36 protein-coding genes are annotated in these 19,138 nt (G+C 64.5%); 27 read left to right on the plus strand and 9 right to left on the minus strand.

Annotated features, from left to right (window positions below):
- The first annotated feature begins 169 nt into the window (after positions 1 to 169).
- The 22 genes from ACFY7C_RS19390 to ACFY7C_RS19495 all read left to right on the plus strand — a co-directional run bounded on the left by ACFY7C_RS19390 (position 170) and on the right by ACFY7C_RS19495 (position 9,255).
- Positions 170 to 355 carry a hypothetical protein gene (locus tag ACFY7C_RS19390; RefSeq protein ID WP_389651672.1) on the plus strand — a complete coding sequence of 62 codons (186 nt, stop codon included), beginning with the start codon at positions 170 to 172 and terminating at the stop codon, positions 353 to 355.
- A gap of 110 nt (positions 356 to 465) precedes the next feature.
- Positions 466 to 897 carry a hypothetical protein gene (locus ACFY7C_RS19395; protein WP_389651675.1) on the plus strand — a complete coding sequence of 144 codons (432 nt, stop codon included), beginning with the start codon at positions 466 to 468 and terminating at the stop codon, positions 895 to 897.
- The gene (locus ACFY7C_RS19400) at positions 897 to 1,058 is read left to right on the plus strand and encodes a hypothetical protein (protein WP_389651676.1); all 162 of its coding nucleotides are present in this window, start codon (positions 897 to 899) and stop codon (positions 1,056 to 1,058) included. The genes ACFY7C_RS19395 and ACFY7C_RS19400 overlap by 1 nt, the downstream gene beginning before the upstream one ends.
- Positions 1,055 to 1,270 carry a hypothetical protein gene (locus ACFY7C_RS19405; protein ID WP_389651679.1) on the plus strand — a complete coding sequence of 72 codons (216 nt, stop codon included), beginning with the start codon at positions 1,055 to 1,057 and terminating at the stop codon, positions 1,268 to 1,270. Before ACFY7C_RS19400 ends, ACFY7C_RS19405 begins: the two co-directional genes overlap by 4 nt.
- The gene (locus tag ACFY7C_RS19410) at positions 1,267 to 1,644 is read left to right on the plus strand and encodes a hypothetical protein (protein WP_389651682.1); all 378 of its coding nucleotides are present in this window, start codon (positions 1,267 to 1,269) and stop codon (positions 1,642 to 1,644) included. The genes ACFY7C_RS19405 and ACFY7C_RS19410 overlap by 4 nt, the downstream gene beginning before the upstream one ends.
- Positions 1,641 to 1,832: a hypothetical protein gene (locus ACFY7C_RS19415; RefSeq protein WP_389651684.1), complete on the plus strand. Its 192-nt coding sequence runs from the start codon at positions 1,641 to 1,643 to the stop codon at positions 1,830 to 1,832. Before ACFY7C_RS19410 ends, ACFY7C_RS19415 begins: the two co-directional genes overlap by 4 nt.
- 160 nt (positions 1,833 to 1,992) lie before the next feature.
- Positions 1,993 to 2,466: a hypothetical protein gene (locus ACFY7C_RS19420; RefSeq protein WP_389651687.1), complete on the plus strand. Its 474-nt coding sequence runs from the start codon at positions 1,993 to 1,995 to the stop codon at positions 2,464 to 2,466.
- On the plus strand, positions 2,466 to 2,684 hold the full coding sequence (locus ACFY7C_RS19425; RefSeq protein WP_389651690.1) for a hypothetical protein: 219 nt from the start codon (positions 2,466 to 2,468) through the stop codon (positions 2,682 to 2,684). The genes ACFY7C_RS19420 and ACFY7C_RS19425 overlap by 1 nt, the downstream gene beginning before the upstream one ends.
- Positions 2,684 to 2,818, plus strand: coding sequence for a hypothetical protein (locus ACFY7C_RS19430; RefSeq protein ID WP_389651693.1), 135 nt, complete (start codon positions 2,684 to 2,686; stop codon positions 2,816 to 2,818). Before ACFY7C_RS19425 ends, ACFY7C_RS19430 begins: the two co-directional genes overlap by 1 nt.
- Positions 2,815 to 3,066 (plus strand): hypothetical protein, encoded by a 252-nt coding sequence (locus ACFY7C_RS19435; RefSeq protein ID WP_389651696.1) that lies wholly within the window; start codon positions 2,815 to 2,817, stop codon positions 3,064 to 3,066. Before ACFY7C_RS19430 ends, ACFY7C_RS19435 begins: the two co-directional genes overlap by 4 nt.
- A complete protein-coding gene (locus tag ACFY7C_RS19440) occupies positions 3,063 to 3,290 on the plus strand; it encodes a hypothetical protein (protein WP_389651699.1) in 228 nt (75 codons plus the stop codon). The genes ACFY7C_RS19435 and ACFY7C_RS19440 overlap by 4 nt, the downstream gene beginning before the upstream one ends.
- Complete coding sequence (locus tag ACFY7C_RS19445; protein ID WP_389651702.1) at positions 3,280 to 4,290, plus strand: hypothetical protein; 1,011 nt, start codon at positions 3,280 to 3,282, stop codon at positions 4,288 to 4,290. Before ACFY7C_RS19440 ends, ACFY7C_RS19445 begins: the two co-directional genes overlap by 11 nt.
- Positions 4,287 to 4,514 (plus strand): hypothetical protein, encoded by a 228-nt coding sequence (locus tag ACFY7C_RS19450; protein ID WP_389651705.1) that lies wholly within the window; start codon positions 4,287 to 4,289, stop codon positions 4,512 to 4,514. Before ACFY7C_RS19445 ends, ACFY7C_RS19450 begins: the two co-directional genes overlap by 4 nt.
- The gene (locus tag ACFY7C_RS19455; RefSeq protein ID WP_389651708.1) at positions 4,514 to 5,125 is read left to right on the plus strand and encodes a hypothetical protein; all 612 of its coding nucleotides are present in this window, start codon (positions 4,514 to 4,516) and stop codon (positions 5,123 to 5,125) included. The genes ACFY7C_RS19450 and ACFY7C_RS19455 overlap by 1 nt, the downstream gene beginning before the upstream one ends.
- A gap of 125 nt (positions 5,126 to 5,250) precedes the next feature.
- Positions 5,251 to 6,249: an AAA family ATPase gene (locus ACFY7C_RS19460; protein WP_389651710.1), complete on the plus strand. Its 999-nt coding sequence runs from the start codon at positions 5,251 to 5,253 to the stop codon at positions 6,247 to 6,249.
- A gap of 344 nt (positions 6,250 to 6,593) precedes the next feature.
- Complete coding sequence (locus ACFY7C_RS19465; RefSeq protein ID WP_389651712.1) at positions 6,594 to 6,818, plus strand: hypothetical protein; 225 nt, start codon at positions 6,594 to 6,596, stop codon at positions 6,816 to 6,818.
- Positions 6,815 to 7,099, plus strand: coding sequence for a hypothetical protein (locus tag ACFY7C_RS19470; RefSeq protein WP_389651715.1), 285 nt, complete (start codon positions 6,815 to 6,817; stop codon positions 7,097 to 7,099). The genes ACFY7C_RS19465 and ACFY7C_RS19470 overlap by 4 nt, the downstream gene beginning before the upstream one ends.
- Positions 7,096 to 7,695 carry a hypothetical protein gene (locus tag ACFY7C_RS19475; RefSeq protein WP_389651718.1) on the plus strand — a complete coding sequence of 200 codons (600 nt, stop codon included), beginning with the start codon at positions 7,096 to 7,098 and terminating at the stop codon, positions 7,693 to 7,695. The genes ACFY7C_RS19470 and ACFY7C_RS19475 overlap by 4 nt, the downstream gene beginning before the upstream one ends.
- Positions 7,692 to 7,892: a hypothetical protein gene (locus tag ACFY7C_RS19480; protein ID WP_389651721.1), complete on the plus strand. Its 201-nt coding sequence runs from the start codon at positions 7,692 to 7,694 to the stop codon at positions 7,890 to 7,892. Before ACFY7C_RS19475 ends, ACFY7C_RS19480 begins: the two co-directional genes overlap by 4 nt.
- A 283-nt stretch (positions 7,893 to 8,175) precedes the next feature.
- A complete protein-coding gene (locus ACFY7C_RS19485; RefSeq protein ID WP_389651724.1) occupies positions 8,176 to 8,595 on the plus strand; it encodes a hypothetical protein in 420 nt (139 codons plus the stop codon).
- A gap of 10 nt (positions 8,596 to 8,605) precedes the next feature.
- The gene (locus ACFY7C_RS19490) at positions 8,606 to 8,830 is read left to right on the plus strand and encodes a hypothetical protein (protein ID WP_389651727.1); all 225 of its coding nucleotides are present in this window, start codon (positions 8,606 to 8,608) and stop codon (positions 8,828 to 8,830) included.
- Positions 8,827 to 9,255 (plus strand): hypothetical protein, encoded by a 429-nt coding sequence (locus ACFY7C_RS19495; RefSeq protein WP_389651730.1) that lies wholly within the window; start codon positions 8,827 to 8,829, stop codon positions 9,253 to 9,255. The genes ACFY7C_RS19490 and ACFY7C_RS19495 overlap by 4 nt, the downstream gene beginning before the upstream one ends.
- Positions 9,256 to 9,389: 134 nt before the next feature.
- On the opposite strand, the gene ACFY7C_RS19500 is transcribed toward ACFY7C_RS19495, so the two are convergent.
- From ACFY7C_RS19500 to ACFY7C_RS19540, 9 genes are all read right to left on the minus strand, one after another.
- Positions 9,390 to 10,346 carry a hypothetical protein gene (locus ACFY7C_RS19500; RefSeq protein ID WP_389651733.1) on the minus strand — a complete coding sequence of 319 codons (957 nt, stop codon included), beginning with the start codon at positions 10,344 to 10,346 and terminating at the stop codon, positions 9,390 to 9,392.
- The gene (locus tag ACFY7C_RS19505) at positions 10,346 to 10,531 is read right to left on the minus strand and encodes a hypothetical protein (RefSeq protein WP_389651736.1); all 186 of its coding nucleotides are present in this window, start codon (positions 10,529 to 10,531) and stop codon (positions 10,346 to 10,348) included. Before ACFY7C_RS19505 ends, ACFY7C_RS19500 begins: the two co-directional genes overlap by 1 nt.
- 299 nt (positions 10,532 to 10,830) lie before the next feature.
- Positions 10,831 to 11,841: a DUF932 domain-containing protein gene (locus tag ACFY7C_RS19510; RefSeq protein WP_389651739.1), complete on the minus strand. Its 1,011-nt coding sequence runs from the start codon at positions 11,839 to 11,841 to the stop codon at positions 10,831 to 10,833.
- A gap of 82 nt (positions 11,842 to 11,923) precedes the next feature.
- Positions 11,924 to 12,139, minus strand: a complete 216-nt coding sequence (locus ACFY7C_RS19515; RefSeq protein WP_389651742.1) for a hypothetical protein — start codon at positions 12,137 to 12,139, stop codon at positions 11,924 to 11,926.
- On the minus strand, positions 12,132 to 12,752 hold the full coding sequence (locus ACFY7C_RS19520) for a hypothetical protein (protein WP_389651745.1): 621 nt from the start codon (positions 12,750 to 12,752) through the stop codon (positions 12,132 to 12,134). Before ACFY7C_RS19520 ends, ACFY7C_RS19515 begins: the two co-directional genes overlap by 8 nt.
- 84 nt (positions 12,753 to 12,836) lie before the next feature.
- The gene (locus ACFY7C_RS19525; RefSeq protein ID WP_389651748.1) at positions 12,837 to 13,133 is read right to left on the minus strand and encodes a hypothetical protein; all 297 of its coding nucleotides are present in this window, start codon (positions 13,131 to 13,133) and stop codon (positions 12,837 to 12,839) included.
- Between the two features lie 2 nt (positions 13,134 to 13,135).
- Positions 13,136 to 13,354: a hypothetical protein gene (locus ACFY7C_RS19530; RefSeq protein ID WP_389651751.1), complete on the minus strand. Its 219-nt coding sequence runs from the start codon at positions 13,352 to 13,354 to the stop codon at positions 13,136 to 13,138.
- Positions 13,351 to 13,479, minus strand: a complete 129-nt coding sequence (locus tag ACFY7C_RS19535) for a hypothetical protein (protein WP_389651754.1) — start codon at positions 13,477 to 13,479, stop codon at positions 13,351 to 13,353. Before ACFY7C_RS19535 ends, ACFY7C_RS19530 begins: the two co-directional genes overlap by 4 nt.
- A gap of 356 nt (positions 13,480 to 13,835) precedes the next feature.
- Complete coding sequence (locus ACFY7C_RS19540) at positions 13,836 to 14,117, minus strand: hypothetical protein (RefSeq protein WP_389651757.1); 282 nt, start codon at positions 14,115 to 14,117, stop codon at positions 13,836 to 13,838.
- 492 nt (positions 14,118 to 14,609) lie between these two features.
- On the opposite strand from ACFY7C_RS19540, the gene ACFY7C_RS19545 reads away from it, so the two are divergent.
- The 5 genes from ACFY7C_RS19545 to ACFY7C_RS19565 all read left to right on the plus strand — a co-directional run bounded on the left by ACFY7C_RS19545 (position 14,610) and on the right by ACFY7C_RS19565 (position 19,132).
- A complete protein-coding gene (locus tag ACFY7C_RS19545) occupies positions 14,610 to 14,843 on the plus strand; it encodes an HNH endonuclease (RefSeq protein ID WP_389651760.1) in 234 nt (77 codons plus the stop codon).
- Between the two features lie 1,363 nt (positions 14,844 to 16,206).
- Positions 16,207 to 16,482 carry a hypothetical protein gene (locus tag ACFY7C_RS19550; protein WP_389651763.1) on the plus strand — a complete coding sequence of 92 codons (276 nt, stop codon included), beginning with the start codon at positions 16,207 to 16,209 and terminating at the stop codon, positions 16,480 to 16,482.
- Positions 16,483 to 16,496: 14 nt separating this feature from the next.
- Positions 16,497 to 16,895, plus strand: coding sequence for a hypothetical protein (locus tag ACFY7C_RS19555; RefSeq protein WP_389651766.1), 399 nt, complete (start codon positions 16,497 to 16,499; stop codon positions 16,893 to 16,895).
- A gap of 18 nt (positions 16,896 to 16,913) precedes the next feature.
- Entirely contained in the window at positions 16,914 to 17,900 is a 987-nt protein-coding gene (locus tag ACFY7C_RS19560; protein ID WP_389651769.1) for a hypothetical protein, read from the plus strand.
- A gap of 11 nt (positions 17,901 to 17,911) precedes the next feature.
- The gene (locus ACFY7C_RS19565; protein WP_389651772.1) at positions 17,912 to 19,132 is read left to right on the plus strand and encodes a hypothetical protein; all 1,221 of its coding nucleotides are present in this window, start codon (positions 17,912 to 17,914) and stop codon (positions 19,130 to 19,132) included.
- Positions 19,133 to 19,138 lie beyond the last annotated feature (6 nt).

Genomic DNA, 19,138 nt, shown 5'->3' on the forward strand with positions numbered 1-19,138 from the left:
GCAACTGCCGGGGTCTCAGCGGCGGCGAATACCACTGTCGAGACGCGAGCAACGCGGGCGCCATCCCCGGTCGCGGCTGTGACTGCTTCGACGAGTGCTGCAACACCGGCTGGTACGCCGGCGACGGGGACGGCTACGTCGACTTCATACCCGAAAGGGACGACTGCACATGCCCTACGAAGTAAAAATCACCGTCGCCGAGAGTGCCCTCGCCACCGAAGTCGACGCCGTCGCCCGCAACAACCTACTGCTCCTGGTGATCGAGAGCATCCTGGAGGCTTACGGCCTCATGACCAAGGACACCGTCATCAGCGGCCACATCGCCCGGTACAGCAACACCGAGGATGCGACATGACTCGACGCATGAAGACTAACGAGTCTTGCAGCGGCTACCACAGCGGGCCACACCCCGAAAGCGCACTCTGCGGGGAGCTCGAATGCGACCCCGTCGAGGAGAAGAAGCCCATGACTAACCTCACCGACGCCGTCAACGCCCTGCCCGCCTCCATCTATGACGGCACCCTCGTTGTCAGGGCCCGCGTCCTCGACCTCGTCAAGGACACCGTCGCCGTACCCGACACCGGTACCTACGTCGTCGCCGACGGCGTCGTGTACCGGGCGGTGAACTGGGGGCGAGGGTCAGTTACTGGTGACGTCCGAGACCTGTGGCAGTGGACGGTCAACACCAAGAAGCCGAAGCCGACGTTCTTCGAGGTCGGCAAGACGTATCGGCTCACGGGGCGTCCCAGCAAGACGTTCACCGTCACCCACATCGACACCCACCCCGCCACCGGTGCCCCGTACGCCCACGGCTGGTTCCACGACGAATGGCCCGGCGGCGACAGCACCTTCGCGGGCAGCGACAAGAGCATCGACGGATGGGAGGAAGTGTCGTGATGTTCGACCGCATGGAAGCGGCCCAGATCGACGAGGCGTGCGAGGCCACCCGCGCCCTGCACGAAGCGTTCGTCCGGGCCGGCTTCACCGACGACCAGGCCTTCCAGCTCGTCAAGATCCAGCTCGCCGCCGCACTCAAGAAGCCGGGGCTCCTCGGATGACCGCCCGCGACCAGTTGAAGTCCGCCCTGTGCCGGTGCGACCAGGACCCCTGCTACAGCGACACCATCATCGACGCCTTCGCCCACGAACTGGCCGAGAAGCAGCGAGCCTACATGGAGGACACCGACGGCGACTGGGACGGCTACGACATCACCAACCTCATTGACCCGTGCTGTCAGCGCGGCCCCTTCGACCCGGAGGTAACGACGTGAAGCCCAGCGAGATCCTGGACGCCGCCGCGAACATCGTCCTCCGCGACGGATGGCACCAGGGAGCCTATTTCAGCGTCGAACCGGACGACCCGGCGGACATTGACGCCGACAAGAACCGCACCGCCCCCTGCTGTCAGGCCGGCGCCATCTGCCGCGCAGCCTTCGGAGTGGCGTGGATGAGCGTGCACACCGACACCCCCACCCCCGGCGTGACCGCCTACCTGACGGCCACCTCCTACATGGATCGCTACGTCCGGCGCGTACACCGCCAAAGCTCGTCCATCTACTGGAACGACCTGCCGACGACCACGAAGGACGACATCGTCAACGCCCTGAGGGGTGCCGCCGACGACGCCAGGGAGGCAGGGGAGTGAGCGCCCGCGAAGACCTCCGCCTCCTGGCCGCCCAGGACATGCCCGTCACCTACGCCGAAGTCGACGCCGCCATCGACGCCTACGCCCACGAGCTGGCCGAGATGATCCGGACGGACATGGAGCGCCAAAGGGCGGGCGGCCAGTACGACATGGGAATGAAGCGCGCCATCTTTCTCATAGAACCCTAGGGGAACGAATGACCGACAGCGACTGGACATGCTCCTGCGGCCAGGCGTACGAAGATCACCCCGAACCGTGCGAGGCGTCCGCCTGGGTCGACGGCCTCGTAACCAGGCTGGAACGGGGGGTCTTCGACGAGATCGTCGGAGAATCGTACGGGGGTAACCCATGAGCAGCATCGAAGACCTTGAACGCTGGCACCGGCTGTGGGAGCAGGGCATCGACCCCGACCACGACTGCCGCACCAACGCCAAATGGACGGGCAGCATCGCCAGCGACTTTCCCACCGTCTACGGCCCCTGCCTCACCTGCGGTGACACCTACCGCGAACCCGACGAACACATCCACCTCACGAATGGGGGAAGGTACTGCGGCTGGCCCGGCTGCGACCATGAGTTCCACCCCGCCCCCCGATACGGCGGATGGCCCGTCGCCCTACCCCGCGTCAACTGGGCCCGCGTCGCCGTCATCGTCGCCGTCACTGTCGCCTACGTCGTCGCCTCCACCCTGTGCATGACGCTGACGCCGCTCGGGGGCTGGGCGTGGGCCCTCGTGCCGCTCATCGCGCTCGGCGGTGGCATGGCGCTGCTCCTGGTCGGCACAGTCCTCTGGGAATTCATCACAGCGGACGGGAAGCTGTGATGACCACCACACCCCTCCGACGCCTCGCCCTCATCCTCCTCCACCTCGTCGCCACACTCGCCCTGTACGCCGCCGGTGTCGGCATCGCCGTCGCCGTCGGCGTCGAAACCGACGAGGGCGAGCACTGGGCACTGGGGATCCCGTTCGGGGCCGCCCTTCCCTGCGTCGGAGCGCTCACCTGCCTGACCTACAAGTGGATCCGGTACGGGAGGCTGTGATGCACACCCCCTACCCCCGCGCCGATCTCGAAGCCTGGAAACGCGACCATCCCTGGCAGTGGCGCTGGATCAAGTTCCGGGCCGGACCGCTGCGCACCTGGATCTGGCGCCTTACACGATGGGACATCGGATGACCATCCACGACACCGACCTCCAACGGCTCCAGCGACACCAGGCCGCCAACAGCGCCGTCATCGCCGCCTACCGCGACCTCGTCGCCGCCCTCGGCGGGCCCGAGCTGGTCGACGCCTACCGCAACGCCCTCGCCGAACGCCTCCGCGCCACCTGTTACGGCTGGGGGCACATGCGGGTCACCAACGACGACATCCGCGCCATCGTCGACTGGGCGGCGTGCGAAGTGGAACGGGAGATCCGGCTGTGACCACCCCCTACGGCTTCACCGTCCGCCCCGACAGTGACGACCACGACCACTGGCGGGTACACCTGCCCCACCAGTGCGACGACTGGGTCATCACCAGCGGCCCCAAATACGGCGACGGCGTCCCCCACGCCGACGCCGTCGCCGACCTGCGCCGGTTCATCGCCGAAGCACAAGAAGCCCTGCAATACCTGGTCGCAAGGGAGGAGTACGGCGATGACGACTGACACCCCCTACGGCGTCGCCGGCTGCCGCTGCTACGTCGACCTCCACACCTACGAGCCGGGCGAACCGGAGCCGAATTGGGTACCGGTCTCCACCTGCCCCTACCACGGGATCCTCCCCCGCGACCGCACCGACACCGGCATGTACCGGGTCGTGAACCTGGCGACAGGGGCGGACGAGAACGTCACCATCGGGGACCGCGACAACCCCTTGACACCGGACACCGCCGCCGTCCTCAAGGCCGCCTTCGAGAAGGAGGGGCGGACCCTCGTCCCCGAGCCCGTCGCCGCCATCCCGCCGCCCGCCGACGGCCTCCTCGACCCTGAGGAGACCGGGGGCGCCCATGGGCCTAGCACAGACGCACCCGGCGACGACAGCGTAGACGAGCGCACCCACGAAGACGGTTGCGGCCCCGGCTGCAATCCCCCGATGTGCGAGTGCGGCACCACGCCTCAGACCAAGAACTGGCGGCTCCAGGACGGGCGCCTCGTCGCCGACATCGTCGACTGCACCTGCCAGGACAACACGGAGCAGCGGTACACGCAGATCGACCCGGACTGCCCCGACCACGGGAGCGAAGCCAAGCGGTGCGAGCAGCATGGCGCCGTGCCCTTCTTCGGCTGCAACACCTGCACCGTTGCCCGGCTCGCCAACCGAACCTGGTGGGACCCCTTCTTCGGCGACGGGCCCGTCGACGCCGTCTGCGACGAGGAGGGCCTCGCGCACTACAGGCGCCCCTTCACCGAGGAGGAGGGGCAACGCATGCGGCAGATCATCGACGGCCAGAACGGGAAGGGCACGGCGCTCACCCCGGACGAGATCCGCGGACTGTTCGACGACGTCCCCGCCCTGCTGTCCCCGGGGGCCGTCGCCTGCACGTCCTGCGACTGGACGCTGTCCGGGCCCGAGCCCCACCTCACGAGGGCCTACGTCGACCACGTCCGGACACACCGGCGGCCCTGGTGGCGCCGCGCCGGACAGCGGATACGGAGGAACCGATGAAGATCAAGGAACTGCGCGAAGCACTGGCCGGCTTCCCCGACGACATGGAGGTGATCCTCCAGAAGGACGCCGAGGGCAACGGCTACTCGCCCCTCGCCGGCGGCGAGGAGTCCTGGTATGAGGCGCATCAGACGTGGTGCGGTGACGCGATCCACGAAGACGACTACGACCCGGCCTACAACCGCGAGGCCACCAGGGTCCTCGTCCTCTTCCCGGTGAACTGATGGCCGGCCACCACGACACCGCCGCCGACTGCCCCACCTGGGGCCCTGTCCGCGTCGGCGACACCGACACCATCAGCTTCGAGTGCCGGTGTCGCCCTGCACCCCGGCGCATGCCCGTCGCCGCCGGCTGCCACATGCACGAGCAGACCGGCGGCGCATGCTGCCCCAACGGCGTCTGCTTCCTCGGGGACGACGACGCCACCGTCGCCGACAGGGACGACTTCAGCGAACACCAGCCCGTCCGATGCCACCCCGAGCACCACTGCTGGGCGCACTGCGGGAGCTGCGGCCAGACCTGGCCCTGCACGGGAGCCGTCCGCGAGATGTACCACGACATGTACGGGGTCCCCGTGGCCGAGCTGCCGCGCATCCGGGCGAAGGCCGTAGGCACCGCCGAATCGTCGCTGTCGCCGAAGAGGTGCATCGGCTGCGGCTCCGTCGACACCGTCTACGAGAACCACAAGGGGCAGCTCTTCTGCTGCCCCTGCGCGATGTGCTGCGACACAACTGAACAGAAGGAGGCCGAGTGCCGGACATCTTCAGCCAGCCGGCATGGACCGAGGACTCAGGGCTTCCTTACCCGGGCGCTGAGGGCGTTGCGGAAGAGATAGCCCGCAACGAAGAGCAGGCCGCCATCAACGCCCAGGCGAAGGTGGAGAAGGCGAAAGCCCTCGCCCGGAAGAAGGGTCTCGCCGAAGCGGAGGCCGAAGAAGCCACCCTTCGGAAGCTGACCGCAGTGCCAGCGTCCTCAATCATCGAAGAGCGGCTGGTGTGGCTGTGGCAGAACCGGATCCCCATCGGCGAAATCACCCTCCTCGCCGGCCGGGGCGGCGTCGGCAAATCCACCCTCGCCATGCAGCTCGGCGCCTGGGTCACCGTCGGCGACATGAAAGGCGAGTACTACCGCACCCCCCGCAACATCCTGGTCGTCATCAACGAGGACAACCCCAAGAACGTCGTCGTGCCCCGCCTCCGCGCCGCCGGCGCCGACATGGACCGGGTGAAATTCCTGGAAGTCCGGGACATCACCGGCGAGCTCGACAAGCTCACCCTGCCCAAGGACATCGTCCCCCTGCGCACCCTCGTCAACCAGCACGACTGCGCCCTGGTCATCCTCGACCCCATCAGCTCCAACCTCCGGGGCAAGAAGAACGACGGAGACGAGATGCGGCCCGTCCTGGAACGGCTCCGCCGGGAGGTGGCCGAGGAGTGCCGCTGCGCCATCCTCGGGATCGCCCACCTGCGCAAGGGACAGTCCGTCGACATCGTCGAGGGCATCCTCGGCTCCAGCGAGATCGGCAACGTCTCGCGTGCCGCCATGGGCGTCGTTGAGGACCCCGACGACAGTGACGCGATCATCCTGTCGCAGGAGAAGGGCAACATGTCGGCGAAGGGCCTGGAGTCCTTCCGGTACAAGATCCACACGCACCAGTACTTCAGCGACGCCGCCCAGACTTTTATCCAGACCTCCCGCCTCGAATGGCTCGACCCGACGATGACGCGGGCATCCGACGTTCTCGCCGACAGGGCCGGCGGCGGCGACGGCTCCACCGCCGATGTAACGGATTGGCTACGGGGATACCTGACCGGTGGGCCCAAGACGAGGAAGGAAGTCCTGGACGCCGCTCACAAGGAGCACTACACGACGCGAAAAGTCGACGCCGCGAGAAAATCTCTGAAGGTGGTGTCGACCAGGTCGGGATTCGGCCAGGGGGCCGAGTGGTCATTGCCGTGACCACGCCCATTAGATGCAGTCGTTTGCTCAGGTCAATGCCAGTCGATGCAGTAGATGCAGAGGGGTGCTTCTACTGTGCCGGAGGCGAAAAAACGGTGCACGGACTGCGGCTAATGCAGCTACTGCAACTGATGTAAATCCGTGATATGGGGACTACTCGGAGTCACCAGTAGATGCACAGTAGGAACACAGTAGATGCACCAGTAGAAACAGGGAAAACCGCAGGTCAGAGACAGTAGTAACAGTAGAAACATATATATATATCTAAGACTATGTTTTTGACAGTCGGTGCAGCCCTTTGCGGCTACTGGACAGCGCAACCACAACTTCACAGGGAGTGACCTATGTTCTATGACACTTTTCCCCGCTTCGGCAATGGCGTCCTCACCACCATCCTGGTCGAGGGACGTGAGATCACCGGCGTCGTGAGCGGATACCGGCACGACCGACAGGACCGCCCCTTCGTAATCGACGGATGGAAGGTCCGCCCGAGCGCCGTGTCCGCATGGAAGATCATCGAAGCTGCCCCCGCCGACGACACCGAGGCCGACGCGGTGGTGACCCTGTGAAACACGTCATCGACGACGTCGACGTCATCACCAACCTCATCACCACAGCAGCGGGTATCCAGCAAGCACTGGACGGGCACGGCTTCAGCCTCGGCGTCATCGACACGGACGACGGCACCGTCCCCTGCGTCGCCCTCACCAACCTGGACGACCGAGGCGCCTGGATCGGCGTCACCGTCGAAGAGCACCCGGCGCTCATCCACGACGACGGGGCCCCGCAGCCCGACGTGCTCCGGGAAGCCATACGGCGCGCCACCACCAACCGACTGGGCGACGTGTGAGCGCCAACGCCCACCTGGTCGACACGCCCATTCGATTGGGCCAGTGCAACCGATGCGAGCAGTACGTCTTCCTGGCCATGAGCTCCGGGGTCAAGTCGGCGGCCGATGTCGCCGCCGCCGACCGCGACGCGTACATCGCCGCCGTCATCGCCGGCCGACGCTCCTTCGACCTCCTGGAGCAGGCTGGCCGGCCCCACAAGCTCCTCACGCGGCGTCTCGGGTCTCCGGCACCGCTCTTCGACCCCGAAGGCGCTCAGGCGGGCGCTGAGGGCCGCCGGAGGGTCCTCGTCGAGCACGGCTGCGGCGGCCGGGCGCAGAACATGGTCACCTTCCGGGAGGTGGAGCAGGGCCCTCCCCAAGCCCCTGTGACGCGTGGCGCGCACAGGGGTGGGAGCCACCGAGAACCTGTCCACGCATCCGGCCTGTACGTGGAGGAGCTACCCCGCCCGTCTCGTGTCGGACGTGCGAACCGCCGCCTTTCTGAATCGACGCCCAGGTGCGACGTGTGCTCGGAGTACATCCGGGACGGCGAAATGTACTGGGGTATTCAGCTCGGCGCCGAATGGAAGTACGCAGCGCATGAGGAGTGCGAGTGAGTAACGAGAACGTCCGACTCCTCATACAGGAGCAGGAAGATGGAACTGTGGAGTTTTCCATCCTCCGCGCGTCAACGATGGATCCCATCTACGTTCTGACCCTCGAAGGGGAACACGCGCGCAAAACAGCCGAGACGCTGACCATCGCCTCATGGCGGGCAGAGGAACTGAAGAAGAGGGCAAGTGGTAACGACTGAGATTGAAGTGCTTCTTCGGCGTCTCGAAGAGAACTGCAAGCTATTGGCGACGGGATGGAAAGACCGGGTTGATTACGTCGTCCCTGTCCCGTACCACGTGAGCGGGTGTACTCGCTCGCAATGCGGATGCCCCACGAAAAACGAGAAACGAACGCGACAAGTACAGCGGGACGGTCTCCTCGCCCAGCTACGCCTGTACCAGCAGAACAAGGACACCGACCGCAACCCGCAAGCAGAACGGGGCGCGCCACGCGTCAAGACCGCCGGCCGGCCACCCGGCGACATGACCGGGTTCCTCACCCTGGACGAGATCACCTGCGAGGCGTACATGCTCCTCGACAGGATCTTCGAGGAGGCCGACCGCGACCGCACCTGGCTCGCCGTGTCGATCATCGCCGTCTTCGCCGGCCTCCACTACCAGGTGACCCAGTTCGCCGAAGCGCGCCCCGACCTCGCCCGCGACATCGTCAAGGCCACCGACAAGTGGGTGCGGCAGGCCAAGGCCGCCCTGCGCGTCACCGTGTCCGACGCCCAGTTCGGCGACACCGTGTGCGGCAACTGCGGCGGGGGCCTCGCTGTCGCCTGGGACAACAGCTCTGACGTGCGCTGTGTCGGCACTCCGGCCGACGCCCCGTGCGGCGAGACGTACCCGATGTCGGAGTGGGTCGCCCTGTACGAGGGGAGTAAGCGAAATGCAGAATAAAGCCACGCTCATGAACATCATCGCCCGGGGTGAATCCGGAGTGATGCTGCCTGCCGAAGCACAGATGCTGCGGGATGCCGTCGAGCTCTTGGATGAGCTCGGCATGCTCCACGACGCGGTCACGAGCAAGGGGGACTGTCGCACCAACTTCGACTTCGAGCCCTCGACCACGCAGTCCTTCCGCGTCCATCTGGGGTGTGAGATCCCGGAGTCCCGCTGCAAGGACTGTGAGTGAACAAGATCAGCTACTACCGGTTCTGCTGTCGCATCCGCATCGCCGACGAGTACGCCGAGGAGGTACCCGGCGGCGAGTTCCTCGCTATCGAGGTGGGGGACATCCGGGAGCGGCACGCCCAGTTCGCCGACGCCAGGCTGAATGAGTTCTCCGACTGGTTTCACGAGACGCCCGCTCTGCTCGCGCACGTCCGGGCCCTGCAAACGGACCGTGGCGCCGACGTCCGCCACCGCCTGGTCGACACCGAGGCCGCCATGGTCTACACCGGCCGCGATCGGCAGACGCTGTACCGGTGGCGACGTGAGGGCCGGTTGTCGTGGAACTACCAGCGGGCGGGGCGCGGGCGCCGGGCGATGTGGGACATCCTGGAGCTGCCGCCGCTCGGTGCCACCCCGCCGCCCGTACGGGGCCCTAAAAAATCATGAAACAGACTATTGACACATGGTGGACAAAAGGTGCATCATGAATTCGTGGCGGAGCTGTGTCTCCGACCAGTGTGGTGACGCGAAAAAAAGCCCCGACACCTGTCACGGTGCCGGGGCTTTCGTGTGTCCGGGGCTCACTGCTGGCCCCGCGCCCGAGCCAGAGCGGCCTGCGCGTGGCGCGCCTGGTACTGAAGCTCCTGCTGGGTGTACGCGCGCACCTGACCCGTGCGCTGCCGGTACTCGTGCGCGGCCCGGACGAGCCACGCCGCCTGCTCCTCGGTGAGGTACAGAAACTGCGTCTCGCGCGCTACACCGGCATGACAGATGCGCCCCCGGCCCTTCTGCTTGGGGGCCGGCTGCGGCACGCCACAGTCGTACGCCAGCATCGTCCACGCCTGCTTCGTGTACCGGGCCAGGATGCGGTAGCCGAAGTTTTCCCGGATCGCCGACCCGCCCATCGCTTCGGCCGAGGCGAACTGCGCGATTGCCACCACGTGGATCTTCGCAGCGCGGCCCATGAACATGATGTCGGCGAGCGCGTCCATGGCGTCGTACTCACCCTCGGGCAGCTTCTTCGACATGGACTTGAGTGCGTCCATCGTCGCGTTCATCTCTTCGAAGATGAGCACGATGCGCGGACCCACCGGGGCTTCTTCGATCGGCCCCGGGAACGCGTCGATCACCTCGTTGCGCCGGTGCAGCTCCATGCCGACCGACACCAGGGCATCCCCGATTTCAGCGAAAGCCTGGGCGTAGTGGACACCGGGAAGGTTCTTCGCCCAACGGTGGGAGTGGCGCTTGGCGTCCAGGAAGACGGCGTTGGCGCCAGCCGTGAGTACCTGGGTGGCGATGCCACGGGCCAGGGTCGACTTGCCACCCCCGCTCCCTGCGTTGATCAGGATGTGCGGGGAATCGTCGTCGAGATTGACCCGGATCGGGTCTCCGTCGCCGTCGACGCCGAGAAAGATCTCATTCTCGGGTGTGTCATAGATGAACTGGCGTGCCGCATCCCAGTCGAGCACATCCGGGAAGTGCAGCGAACCCTGAGGGGTGCTGAGACCGGAGTACAGTCCCGCTTCGAAATTGAGCATCACTCGTCACCTTCCTGGCTTGCGCGGCGGAGTTCCGCTACGCGCTGGACGAAGTACCAGGCGTCCGCCTCATAGTCGCTGAGTACGGAGTCGTACTCATGACTACCTTCGCTGTATTCAGCGGTGGCGAGCTCGAAGGATGCCACCCTCTTAACCGCTTCCTGGATGAGCGATTCCAGCGTCATGCCATTCATGGTTCGTGCCTTTCTCGGGTGTCGTGATACTGCGCCAATGCCCCCGACGCCTGCCGGGGGCACTCGCGTTAGTCACGCTCTCCCTGGTCGTCCTCCTCAGCCGTATATACGGGATAGACCATGAGACGGTACGGCGAATCCAGCGAGAGTGAATAGGTGGCCAGGAAGAGACGCGCGATCCTTTCGGCACCCTCCTCGCTCTCTGCTTCGATGCGAAGACAAATCCAGGGAATCGGCATATCCGGTTCCGGGGCTTGCGCTTGCACTGTGTACAGGGGCATTACTACTCCCTACGCTGCCAGTGCCAGAATCCGCCGGACCGTGTCGGCGTCTTCACTTTCGATGGTTCCGTTGACGGCATTGAGCATGTTTCGCTCTTGCCGGGACATTCCCCGGACGCCGCCCTCGTGCTGGCCGTACGTGTTGAATGCCTGCCAGGCACCGAAAGCGGTACCGGCCCACGGGGCGACCCGCTCATCGCGGCGCCACAGTCGCATGAGAGCGTCACGCTTATTCTCAGCGCGGGTAGCGGCTGCCTTGTGCTTCTGGGGGTCATCGGGCATGGGTGCGGCGTCCGCGACGATGCGTTCCCACACGGCGTCGGTGACCCTGACGGCCGACAGTCGGGACACTTCCTTCTGGAAGTCGTCGCTCACCTTGTGGACGATGCCGAGCGCGTCACGCACGGACTGAATCCGGGTGAGGCTCTTGGACGAGTGCCGCACCTTTACGGTGGCCGACCGTTCGCCCAGCGCGGCCGTCATGGTGTTGTCGCAGACGACGTTCGTCACGACTTCCTTGTACGTGGTGGCTATCGAGCCGTCGAACGACGTGCACGCGAGCAGGAAGGGTCGGAATCGGACTCCCTCCACCGTTTCGAGGGTGTCGGGCATTTCGACCGACACCCACGCGACGGCGCCACCCCTCAGCAGACCGGCGGATCCGATCTGAAGATCGGCGTCCAGGATGGTTTCCACGTTGTCGACCAGCCACTCACCGTACTGGTGAGGCTGGTAGCCGTCCCGGAAGATGCCGAGCACATCGCCGGTGTCACTGCGGACGATGGCCTTACGGTCGGGAACCTCAGTGGTGAGCCGGACGTTTCCGTCCATGCCCGGAGAGATATACAGGGGACGCTCGTCGGCCGTCCAGTCGAACAGCCGCTTGTGCACGTCCTGGACGGGGATGGCACCGGGGTAGTGGTTGTCTGCACCGGCCCTGTGGTGCCACGCGTGACCGCGCTTGTCAGTGAAGCCGATGAGGGTGTTGGTGTTCAGCCATTCCAGGGTTTCGCGGGACATGGCGTGCGCCTTTCTTAGGGAATTGGTTCGTGATGCTGCGCCAACGTCCGCCGGATGAGTAATCGGCGGACGCTCGCGTTAGTCACGCACCGGGACATACGACGGGGTGTCCGTCGAAGGTGAGTACGCCGTAGAGGTAATCGGCATCCTCTCCGTATCGCTCCCATGCGACATCCTCTGCCTTCTGTCGGGCTTCCTGCGGGCTGGTGGCCCAGACTTGGAAAGCCACTGCGTCGGCATCCCCATAGGATGAGTCCCAGTCCATGACGACGGTATAGGGCTTGTTCTCGTCAGACATTGTGGGAGTACCTTTCGAGAGTCGGCCGACGCTTCACACCGGCCAGTGATTCAGTCCAGACGACCCACGTCACGGCTTGTACCTGACTAGGCAGAACTCCGAGGATCGCGGCCGCATTGCGGTAGGCCAGGGACAGCGCTGCATACCGCCCCTTGCTGGACAGTCCCCGGTCTGCGTTCCCCTTCGGGGTGCCGAGCGCGACGTCGTGGGCGTGCCTGTCGATGCAGACAGCTTCCGGGTCCTCCGGGTCGAGGATGCAGCGGTAAAAGTTGCCCGTCTTGATGTCCATGGGGAGCACTTCGGCCGGGTCGGCACCCGCCATGATCTTTGCGGCTTTGGTGAGCGCGTCGCCTACGTGGCCGTGCAGGCGGCCGGCGAACGCGTCCTGCGCAAGTCGGCGGTTCATGTCCCACGCCTTGTTGGCGGAGAGGGCGGCGATCACCCCGGCCCCGGCCCTCACGTCGCCGCCGGACATCATGTCGGCCAGTTGGTGAGCGGTGCGGTACCACGCCTTACCCCGGACCACCTGGTCTTCCGTAGCCTGCCGGTACGTCTTGACGATGTTGCGGACGTAGCGTCGACGGGTTGATTCGCTGGGGGATACGGGGATCATGGCGGTTCACATCCGGGTATTGCAGGTGGTGTTTGAGCTATCTCCCCAGTCCCCTTGCCGCAGCAAGGGGGCCAGAGGCTAAGCTCAACTCTTCTTGCAGTCGTCGCCGATCTGGAAGCAGTCGGGATTGAGTCCCATGGCCCGGATCATCGCCCGGTACTTTGCTGTTCCCACGGCCTTGAACTTTTCCTCCCATCCAGGCTTTCCCCATCCGGGTTCCTTCTGGTCTGTGATGCCGTTGCGGTTGTAGTCGGTCCGGCTGTAGAAACCGGCGCGCACCTTCGTGCCATCCTCGGCATCCACAGCATGGGCGACGCTTCCGCCAACGAACGGGGTCGCAAGAACGACCAGGGTGGCGATGACGGTTCGGCGAACTCGCATGTTCAAATCTCCAAATCTTCGAGTCGGTCTACAGGGTTGGAGTCGGGGTCGAAAGTCGCTTCCGTCCAATCCCCCCACTCCGCTTCCATGTCGATGGACACTTCCGGGAGCGGGAGAGTCGGCGCAGTGAGCGTCAGTTCGTCCTGGCAGTAGGGGCAGTTCACGTAGTCGGGTGCTTCCGCGTGATACGCGTCATGCCACCTGTCGAGCATGGTGGTCATGACGAGTACTCCCGCTGGTCGTATTCGAGCTCCTCTTCTTCCGCCATTTGCGCTTCACACGCAGGGCAGTCATAGAGGGTCCCCGGCCAGTGCGGATAGTCGACATGCTCGGGTTCATCGCTCATGGTGTTCACCTCAGTACGGGAGCGGCTTGCCGCTGGGAGTGCGGGTGTCGATGTCACGGGGGCTCGACGGCTTGCGCGTGGACTTCCGGACCTGGATGCGCTGCATTTCAGTCACTCCCTGGATTGGTCGTCGCTTGAGAATGGCGCCCCGGTGCGCTATGACGCGCTACGGCTAAACCGCCGGGGCTGGAATGATCGGGATTACCTCCCAACCACTCCTTTGACCCTGATCAGCACTCGGAGTGCTTCCAGGTCGTTGCGCTTGATTGCTTCGCTCGGGGCTTCAATTACGGCCCTACGCGGTTCGCGAGCAAGGGCGGTCAGGTTGACCGTTTGGCCGCGAGTCATGTGGACGGTCATGAGTGCTTCCTGTAGTCGATTTCGGCGGCGACGTGGAGTGCGTCCTCCCAGGCTGCGGCGGTCGATCCCTTTACGGGGACTTTGCCCTTGCCGTAGTCGAAGGAAATGAACGACTTTCCCTTTTCGCCCGCGTCCCAGTAGCAGAGTTCCTGGGTGGTGTCGGTTGCGCTCTTGCATGCCGGAATCGGCATGTCCTTGGGGGCCTCAGCCGATGCGACGTTGGCGCCGAAGAGGGAGACGGCGGACGCGGCGACGATGGTAACGATGGTCTTGCGCATTGAACTCACGCTTTCCGGTTGTGTAGGGATGGTTCGGCGCGATGCAATCGTTTCAGGCGCGGGATCCTCGGACTGGGTACCGCCGGGTGATTTGTCGTAATGCCTTAGCCCCGGTAACTTTCAATCCCTGGTGACGGCTGTATCAACATCGCACTTACTGGCAACTTCCACGGCGCACGTTCGAAACGTGCACCATAGGCTATGTCAGTAAGGTTCTTGCTTTTGAAGCTTCCCCACTCGGCACTTGGTGCCATTCGCCACTACGCGGGACTCGCGATCGTCGGGACTATTAGGGGCTTCAACTGTGGAGTTGAACCGGAATCCTTCGGGTGACTCGCCCTGTGTGTCGGGGTCCTTCCCTCTGTTTTCCTTGTACCTCTAGTATGCGCCCGCTATGTCCGAAATAGCAAGCCAAATAGGGCGAATAGTTCATGATTTTTTGGGGGAATCGTGAAGGGTCGCGATGGGCGGTCATGGCGCAAGTTCCATGCAATGTGTAAGCGAGAGCTACCGCCCGTGTGTCATCTATGCGGCGGCCTAATTGACACGGGGTTGCATTGGAATGATCCACGCGCCTGGACGTTGGATCACATACACCCACTCTTGCATGGTGGCGCCCCCGAGGATCTTGCAAACGTGGCGCCTGCGCACCGAGGGTGCAACTCAAAGAAGGGTGCCAAAACGGATTACAATCCGCCCCGACCCAAGCAAAGTCGCATCTGGTGACCTGGTATGCAGCAATGCACCATGAATGGTGTTGCAGTGTAGCTGACTACCCATCACACGCTCAGTGCTAGATGTAGTACAGCTACCTCACGCCACCTGATGTGACGTCACATTCCCACTGCCACTGTGCAGCGCATGGGTAGCACCCACCCCACCAGGTGGCGCACCCCCCTGCCACGGTGGCCACCCCCTACCACCGTGCATACGGCAGTACCACTACCACGACTATGCGCATGCACCTGTAGTCGACTGAGTGCACACATACCGCAATGATTCCCTGACTTGCAGACCACTATGAACCCATGATGACCAATGCAACATGTCGTCATGGTTCCACTGTTCTGTTTGCGATCAATGCAACACAAACATTGAATCGCAAAACGATGTTGAGCAAAACCTCGAAAGATCGTTCACATCGCAAGTCGCAATGGAGTCACTAGGCAAGTCGCACAGTGATCACGGTCCTCCCTTGCCCTATCGAGGCATGCCCGCATGGGACCCATTCGGGCAGACGCGCCCGCCATGGCACCCCAGTATGGGACCCATGGCGTGCTGGCATGGGTCCCACGAACCCCCATGAGTGCCCATGCACCACTGCGACAAGGAATGCACATCCATTCAACGATTCGTGTGAATGTCATCAGTTCTTGATCACGAACACACACAACGATGATCTTCCGTCATCTGTGCTCATCGCAAAGCGTTCGCACCCAACCCAACCCGACCCGTGCCCCGCGTCGTGGCCTGTGGGTTGGTGCATTGGCATCGGCGTAGCGGCCTGCACAGGTTGGGTTCAAGGGATCCCTTTTCCCGTTGAATGCAGCAAGGAACTGCGACGAACGCAAACAATCCCAAGGTTCGCGGCCGCGAGTTCCGCATGAAACAACGTGCTCGCCGGCCACAGGGTTCGAAGTCAAGCCCCGCGGCCGGCCCCACCGTCGAACCCCAGGCGCCCCGGCATTTGGAAGCGTCGGGAGGGTCGGCCCGAATCGCGCGGCGCGGGCCCCGCCAAATTCCCGGACGAATTGGCGCCGGAAAACACCACCGACTTTGCACTCGTGAATCGAGTTGGGGTAGGGGGGTGGGTTAACGACGAAAAAAAATCGACCAGGTCGACCCCGCCTCGTCGACCGTTTTTCTCCCCGCAGTGAAAAGTTTGACGATGATCTTGCATTAGTGCAGGTCAGGGCGCCAATGGTGCGGAGGCGAACCTCATCGACCCGTGGAGGTACCCCATGCCGGCTCCAGAGGTGGACCGTGGTGCTGAATTCGATCCCTTGAATTCCTCACGTGAATTGCACGTGCAAATCCATATGCACGCTTTCCGGTCATTTGTCACGGTTCCGATGGGGGGTAATTCCTAATGGCTGTCGCTGACCATAAAAAGGACCCGGACGCCGTACTCGACTGGGTGTGGGACTGGAACGAATGGCTGGACGACGGCGAGACGATCTCCACGTCGGATTTCTTCGTCACGGTGGGCCTCACGATCAATTCTGAGTCGAATACGACGAAGACGGCGACGGTGTGGCTTTCCGGAGGCACGGCCGGTCAGGTCTACCAGGTCACGAACCGCATTACCACGAACGCCGGACGCACAGACGACCGCTCAATAACTATTCGCGTCACTGAGCGCTAAGGAAAGGACCGAACATGGCTGTACGCCTCTCTGCATCGCTCGCGAACGCCCTGGCCGACCAGGTCGACTCGACTCTCGGGAATGCGGGCACGATCAAGATCTACACGGGCTCCCAGCCGGCGACGGCGGACACGGCGGCGTCGGGGACGCTGCTGGCCACGTTCACGCTGGGCAGCCCCGGCTTCGGTGCGGCGTCGGGCGGCACCATCACGCTCAGCGGGGTGCCGCTGACGGTGGCGGCCGCGGCGACGGGGACGGCCGGCTGGTTCCGGATGGCGACGTCTGGTGGTGCGGCGGTCCTGGACGGCTCGGTGGGTACGTCGGGCAACCAGATCAACCTGAACACGACGTCGATCACGTCGGGCGTCAACGTGACGATCACGTCGGGCACGATCACGATGCCGACGACGTAACCCGGGAGGGGGGTAGTTGTGGCTATCTCCTTCGTGGGTAGTTCGTCCTGGGAAAGCAACGTGAACGGTACGTCGTACACGATCACGAAGCCGACGGGCACTGTTTCCGGTGATCTGATGATCGCCGTGGTGCTGGTGAACCTTTATCCCAACTCCACGACGGCGATCAACCGCCCCTCCGGCTGGTCGTTGCAGAACGAGATCTTCTCTGCGCCGAACCTTGAGATTTCGGTTATGCACCGCGTCGCTGGCTCGTCGGAGCCGTCCTCATGGACGGGTTCGCTCGGGGCGGCAAGGGAGAACCGGGTCACGATCTGTGCCACCTACCGGGGCACTACGTTCATCGGCGCGAAGGGCACGAGCACGGCCGGCGGCGCCACCTCGCTCAACACGGCCACCATCAACAACACCACCACCGGCAATTGGCGCATCACGATCGGTGCGTACGCGTCTTCGACGCTCAACTACACGATCGGCTCGAACGAGGTGACCCAGCGCCGCATCGGTGACACCTCGAACGGCCCTAGCGGCTACACCATGGCCGTCCAGGGCGGCATCTGGGACTCCGGCGGAACGATCGGCACCGGCAACACCAACCGGAACATCACCCGCGGCGCGGTGTGGGAGTCGGCGGGCACGTGGATCGCCATCCTGGAGCCCCTGGACGTGACCGTTACCGGTACGGCGTCGGCGACGCTGCCGAAGTTGACGATGTCGGCGTCGGGCTCGATCTCGTACGACGCGACGATGGCCGTGACGATGCCGTCCATGCCGACGATGACGGCTTCGGGCATTTCGACCCCGCCTGAGGGCCCCCTCGACGTCCTGGTGCTGCCGGTGATGTCGGTGACGGCTGCGACGGCGGCCTCGGGCTCTTTGACCGTGCTGGCCGGCCCGGTGGTGTCGGTCGCGGCCGAGACGCGCTTTTTCGGGGTGCGTGTGGTCACTCCGGAGCGCGAGCTGGAGAAGCGGATCATCAAGCCCAGGCTCGGCGCCGTTGACTGAATGGGGGAAGCGTGGCCATCTCGCACGTCAACACCCAGACGGCAACGAACGCCAGCGCCACCTCGCTTACGGTCACCAAACCGACGGGCACGGCCTCGGGTGACCTGCTGACCGCGGTCTTGTCGACGAACTACCAGACGTTTGACACCCCCTCGGGCTGGACGAAGATCGGCGAGCAGGGCATCGAGACCTTCTTGGTCACGGTGTTCCAGAAGGTGGCCGGCGGATCGGAGCCGGCCAACTACAGCTTTCAGTTCTCGGGCTCGCCGGCGGCCAGTCCGATGCTGGGGCAGGTGAGCGCCTGGCGCGGCATCGACGAGAGCGACCCGCTCGACATCGACCCGGCCATGGCGACTTCCTTCGCCGCGAGCGAGCCTCTGTCGACCCCGGATGTCACCGGCGGCCAGACCGGGCGCCTGATCTATCTCCGTGCGGCCCGGAGGGGGTCCAGCGCGGCGATCACGTTCACGGCTTCGAGTGTTACGGAGATCGCTGATACGAGTGTCAGCGCTTCGGGCAGTTACTCGTACAACTGCGCCATCTACATGGCGAACAGCGACTACTCGACGAGCGGCACCAAGTCCGGCCTCGCCATCACGGCCAGTGCTACCGAGACCCACAACATCACCCTGACGATGGGTCTCAAGCCGGCCGCGACCACCGGCTCCGTGGACGTCGACCTCCCGTCGATCCCCGACATGACGGCCGCGGCCGAGATCGAGTACCCGGGCACCATGGACGCTGTCCTGCCGCGCATCCCGGACGCCTACGTCGTCTTCGAGGGCTGGAACGGCGCGACGGTGGGCATCCTGGCCGCTCCGGTGCCGATCGATGTGTCGGTAACCGGTACGACGCTGCCCTTGGGCTCTCTGAGCGTGATGGCGGGCCCGATCGTCGCGTTCACCGGCGAGACGCGCAGATTCGCCGACAACGTCTTGAACATCGCCCGCGAAGAGCGCTGGCACATCATCACGCAGGACGGCTGGGTCCCAGGAATTCGGGATCTCACGCTCTCCATCATGAGCGTCGAACTCCCCTCCCTGGGCGTCCAGGTGGTTGGCGAGGTCGAGACGATGTTCATCCCGGTCAGCGCGACGGCGAACAACGCGACGGTCGCTGTGCGCGAGTCGGTCAGCGCTGCGGTCAGCGCGTCTGTCACCGCGAACAACGCGACAGTCCGTACGGGCAGGGCGGCCCTTGCCGGACACGTCTCCGTCTCCTGCCACCAGTAAGGACCC

Source organism: Streptomyces sp. NPDC012769 (assembly GCF_042901205.1).
In the GTDB taxonomy this organism is placed as follows: Bacteria; Actinomycetota; Actinomycetes; order Streptomycetales; family Streptomycetaceae; genus Streptomyces.

Excerpts from the sequence above, each read along its gene's own strand:
- ACFY7C_RS19550 (WP_389651763.1), top strand. The coding sequence starts at position 16,207 with ATGGCTGTCGCTGACCATAAAAAGGACCCGGACGCCGTACTCGACTGG.
- ACFY7C_RS19530 (WP_389651751.1), bottom strand. The coding sequence starts at position 13,354 with ATGACCACCATGCTCGACAGGTGGCATGACGCGTATCACGCGGAAGCA.
- ACFY7C_RS19465 (WP_389651712.1), top strand. The coding sequence starts at position 6,594 with ATGTTCTATGACACTTTTCCCCGCTTCGGCAATGGCGTCCTCACCACC.
- ACFY7C_RS19520 (WP_389651745.1), bottom strand. The coding sequence starts at position 12,752 with ATGATCCCCGTATCCCCCAGCGAATCAACCCGTCGACGCTACGTCCGC.
- ACFY7C_RS19445 (WP_389651702.1), top strand. The coding sequence starts at position 3,280 with ATGACGACTGACACCCCCTACGGCGTCGCCGGCTGCCGCTGCTACGTC.
- ACFY7C_RS19485 (WP_389651724.1), top strand. The coding sequence starts at position 8,176 with ATGACCGGGTTCCTCACCCTGGACGAGATCACCTGCGAGGCGTACATG.
- ACFY7C_RS19420 (WP_389651687.1), top strand. The coding sequence starts at position 1,993 with ATGAGCAGCATCGAAGACCTTGAACGCTGGCACCGGCTGTGGGAGCAG.
- ACFY7C_RS19455 (WP_389651708.1), top strand. The coding sequence starts at position 4,514 with ATGGCCGGCCACCACGACACCGCCGCCGACTGCCCCACCTGGGGCCCT.
- ACFY7C_RS19535 (WP_389651754.1), bottom strand. The coding sequence starts at position 13,479 with ATGAGCGATGAACCCGAGCATGTCGACTATCCGCACTGGCCGGGGACC.
- ACFY7C_RS19395 (WP_389651675.1), top strand. The coding sequence starts at position 466 with ATGACTAACCTCACCGACGCCGTCAACGCCCTGCCCGCCTCCATCTAT.
- ACFY7C_RS19430 (WP_389651693.1), top strand. The coding sequence starts at position 2,684 with ATGCACACCCCCTACCCCCGCGCCGATCTCGAAGCCTGGAAACGCGAC.
- ACFY7C_RS19510 (WP_389651739.1), bottom strand. The coding sequence starts at position 11,841 with ATGTCCCGCGAAACCCTGGAATGGCTGAACACCAACACCCTCATCGGC.
- ACFY7C_RS19400 (WP_389651676.1), top strand. The coding sequence starts at position 897 with ATGTTCGACCGCATGGAAGCGGCCCAGATCGACGAGGCGTGCGAGGCC.
- ACFY7C_RS19555 (WP_389651766.1), top strand. The coding sequence starts at position 16,497 with ATGGCTGTACGCCTCTCTGCATCGCTCGCGAACGCCCTGGCCGACCAG.
- ACFY7C_RS19515 (WP_389651742.1), bottom strand. The coding sequence starts at position 12,139 with ATGTCTGACGAGAACAAGCCCTATACCGTCGTCATGGACTGGGACTCA.
- ACFY7C_RS19500 (WP_389651733.1), bottom strand. The coding sequence starts at position 10,346 with ATGCTCAATTTCGAAGCGGGACTGTACTCCGGTCTCAGCACCCCTCAG.
- ACFY7C_RS19390 (WP_389651672.1), top strand. The coding sequence starts at position 170 with ATGCCCTACGAAGTAAAAATCACCGTCGCCGAGAGTGCCCTCGCCACC.
- ACFY7C_RS19540 (WP_389651757.1), bottom strand. The coding sequence starts at position 14,117 with ATGCGCAAGACCATCGTTACCATCGTCGCCGCGTCCGCCGTCTCCCTC.
- ACFY7C_RS19450 (WP_389651705.1), top strand. The coding sequence starts at position 4,287 with ATGAAGATCAAGGAACTGCGCGAAGCACTGGCCGGCTTCCCCGACGAC.
- ACFY7C_RS19435 (WP_389651696.1), top strand. The coding sequence starts at position 2,815 with ATGACCATCCACGACACCGACCTCCAACGGCTCCAGCGACACCAGGCC.
- ACFY7C_RS19490 (WP_389651727.1), top strand. The coding sequence starts at position 8,606 with ATGAACATCATCGCCCGGGGTGAATCCGGAGTGATGCTGCCTGCCGAA.
- ACFY7C_RS19545 (WP_389651760.1), top strand. The coding sequence starts at position 14,610 with ATGTGTAAGCGAGAGCTACCGCCCGTGTGTCATCTATGCGGCGGCCTA.
- ACFY7C_RS19405 (WP_389651679.1), top strand. The coding sequence starts at position 1,055 with ATGACCGCCCGCGACCAGTTGAAGTCCGCCCTGTGCCGGTGCGACCAG.
- ACFY7C_RS19525 (WP_389651748.1), bottom strand. The coding sequence starts at position 13,133 with ATGCGAGTTCGCCGAACCGTCATCGCCACCCTGGTCGTTCTTGCGACC.
- ACFY7C_RS19505 (WP_389651736.1), bottom strand. The coding sequence starts at position 10,531 with ATGACGCTGGAATCGCTCATCCAGGAAGCGGTTAAGAGGGTGGCATCC.
- ACFY7C_RS19425 (WP_389651690.1), top strand. The coding sequence starts at position 2,466 with ATGACCACCACACCCCTCCGACGCCTCGCCCTCATCCTCCTCCACCTC.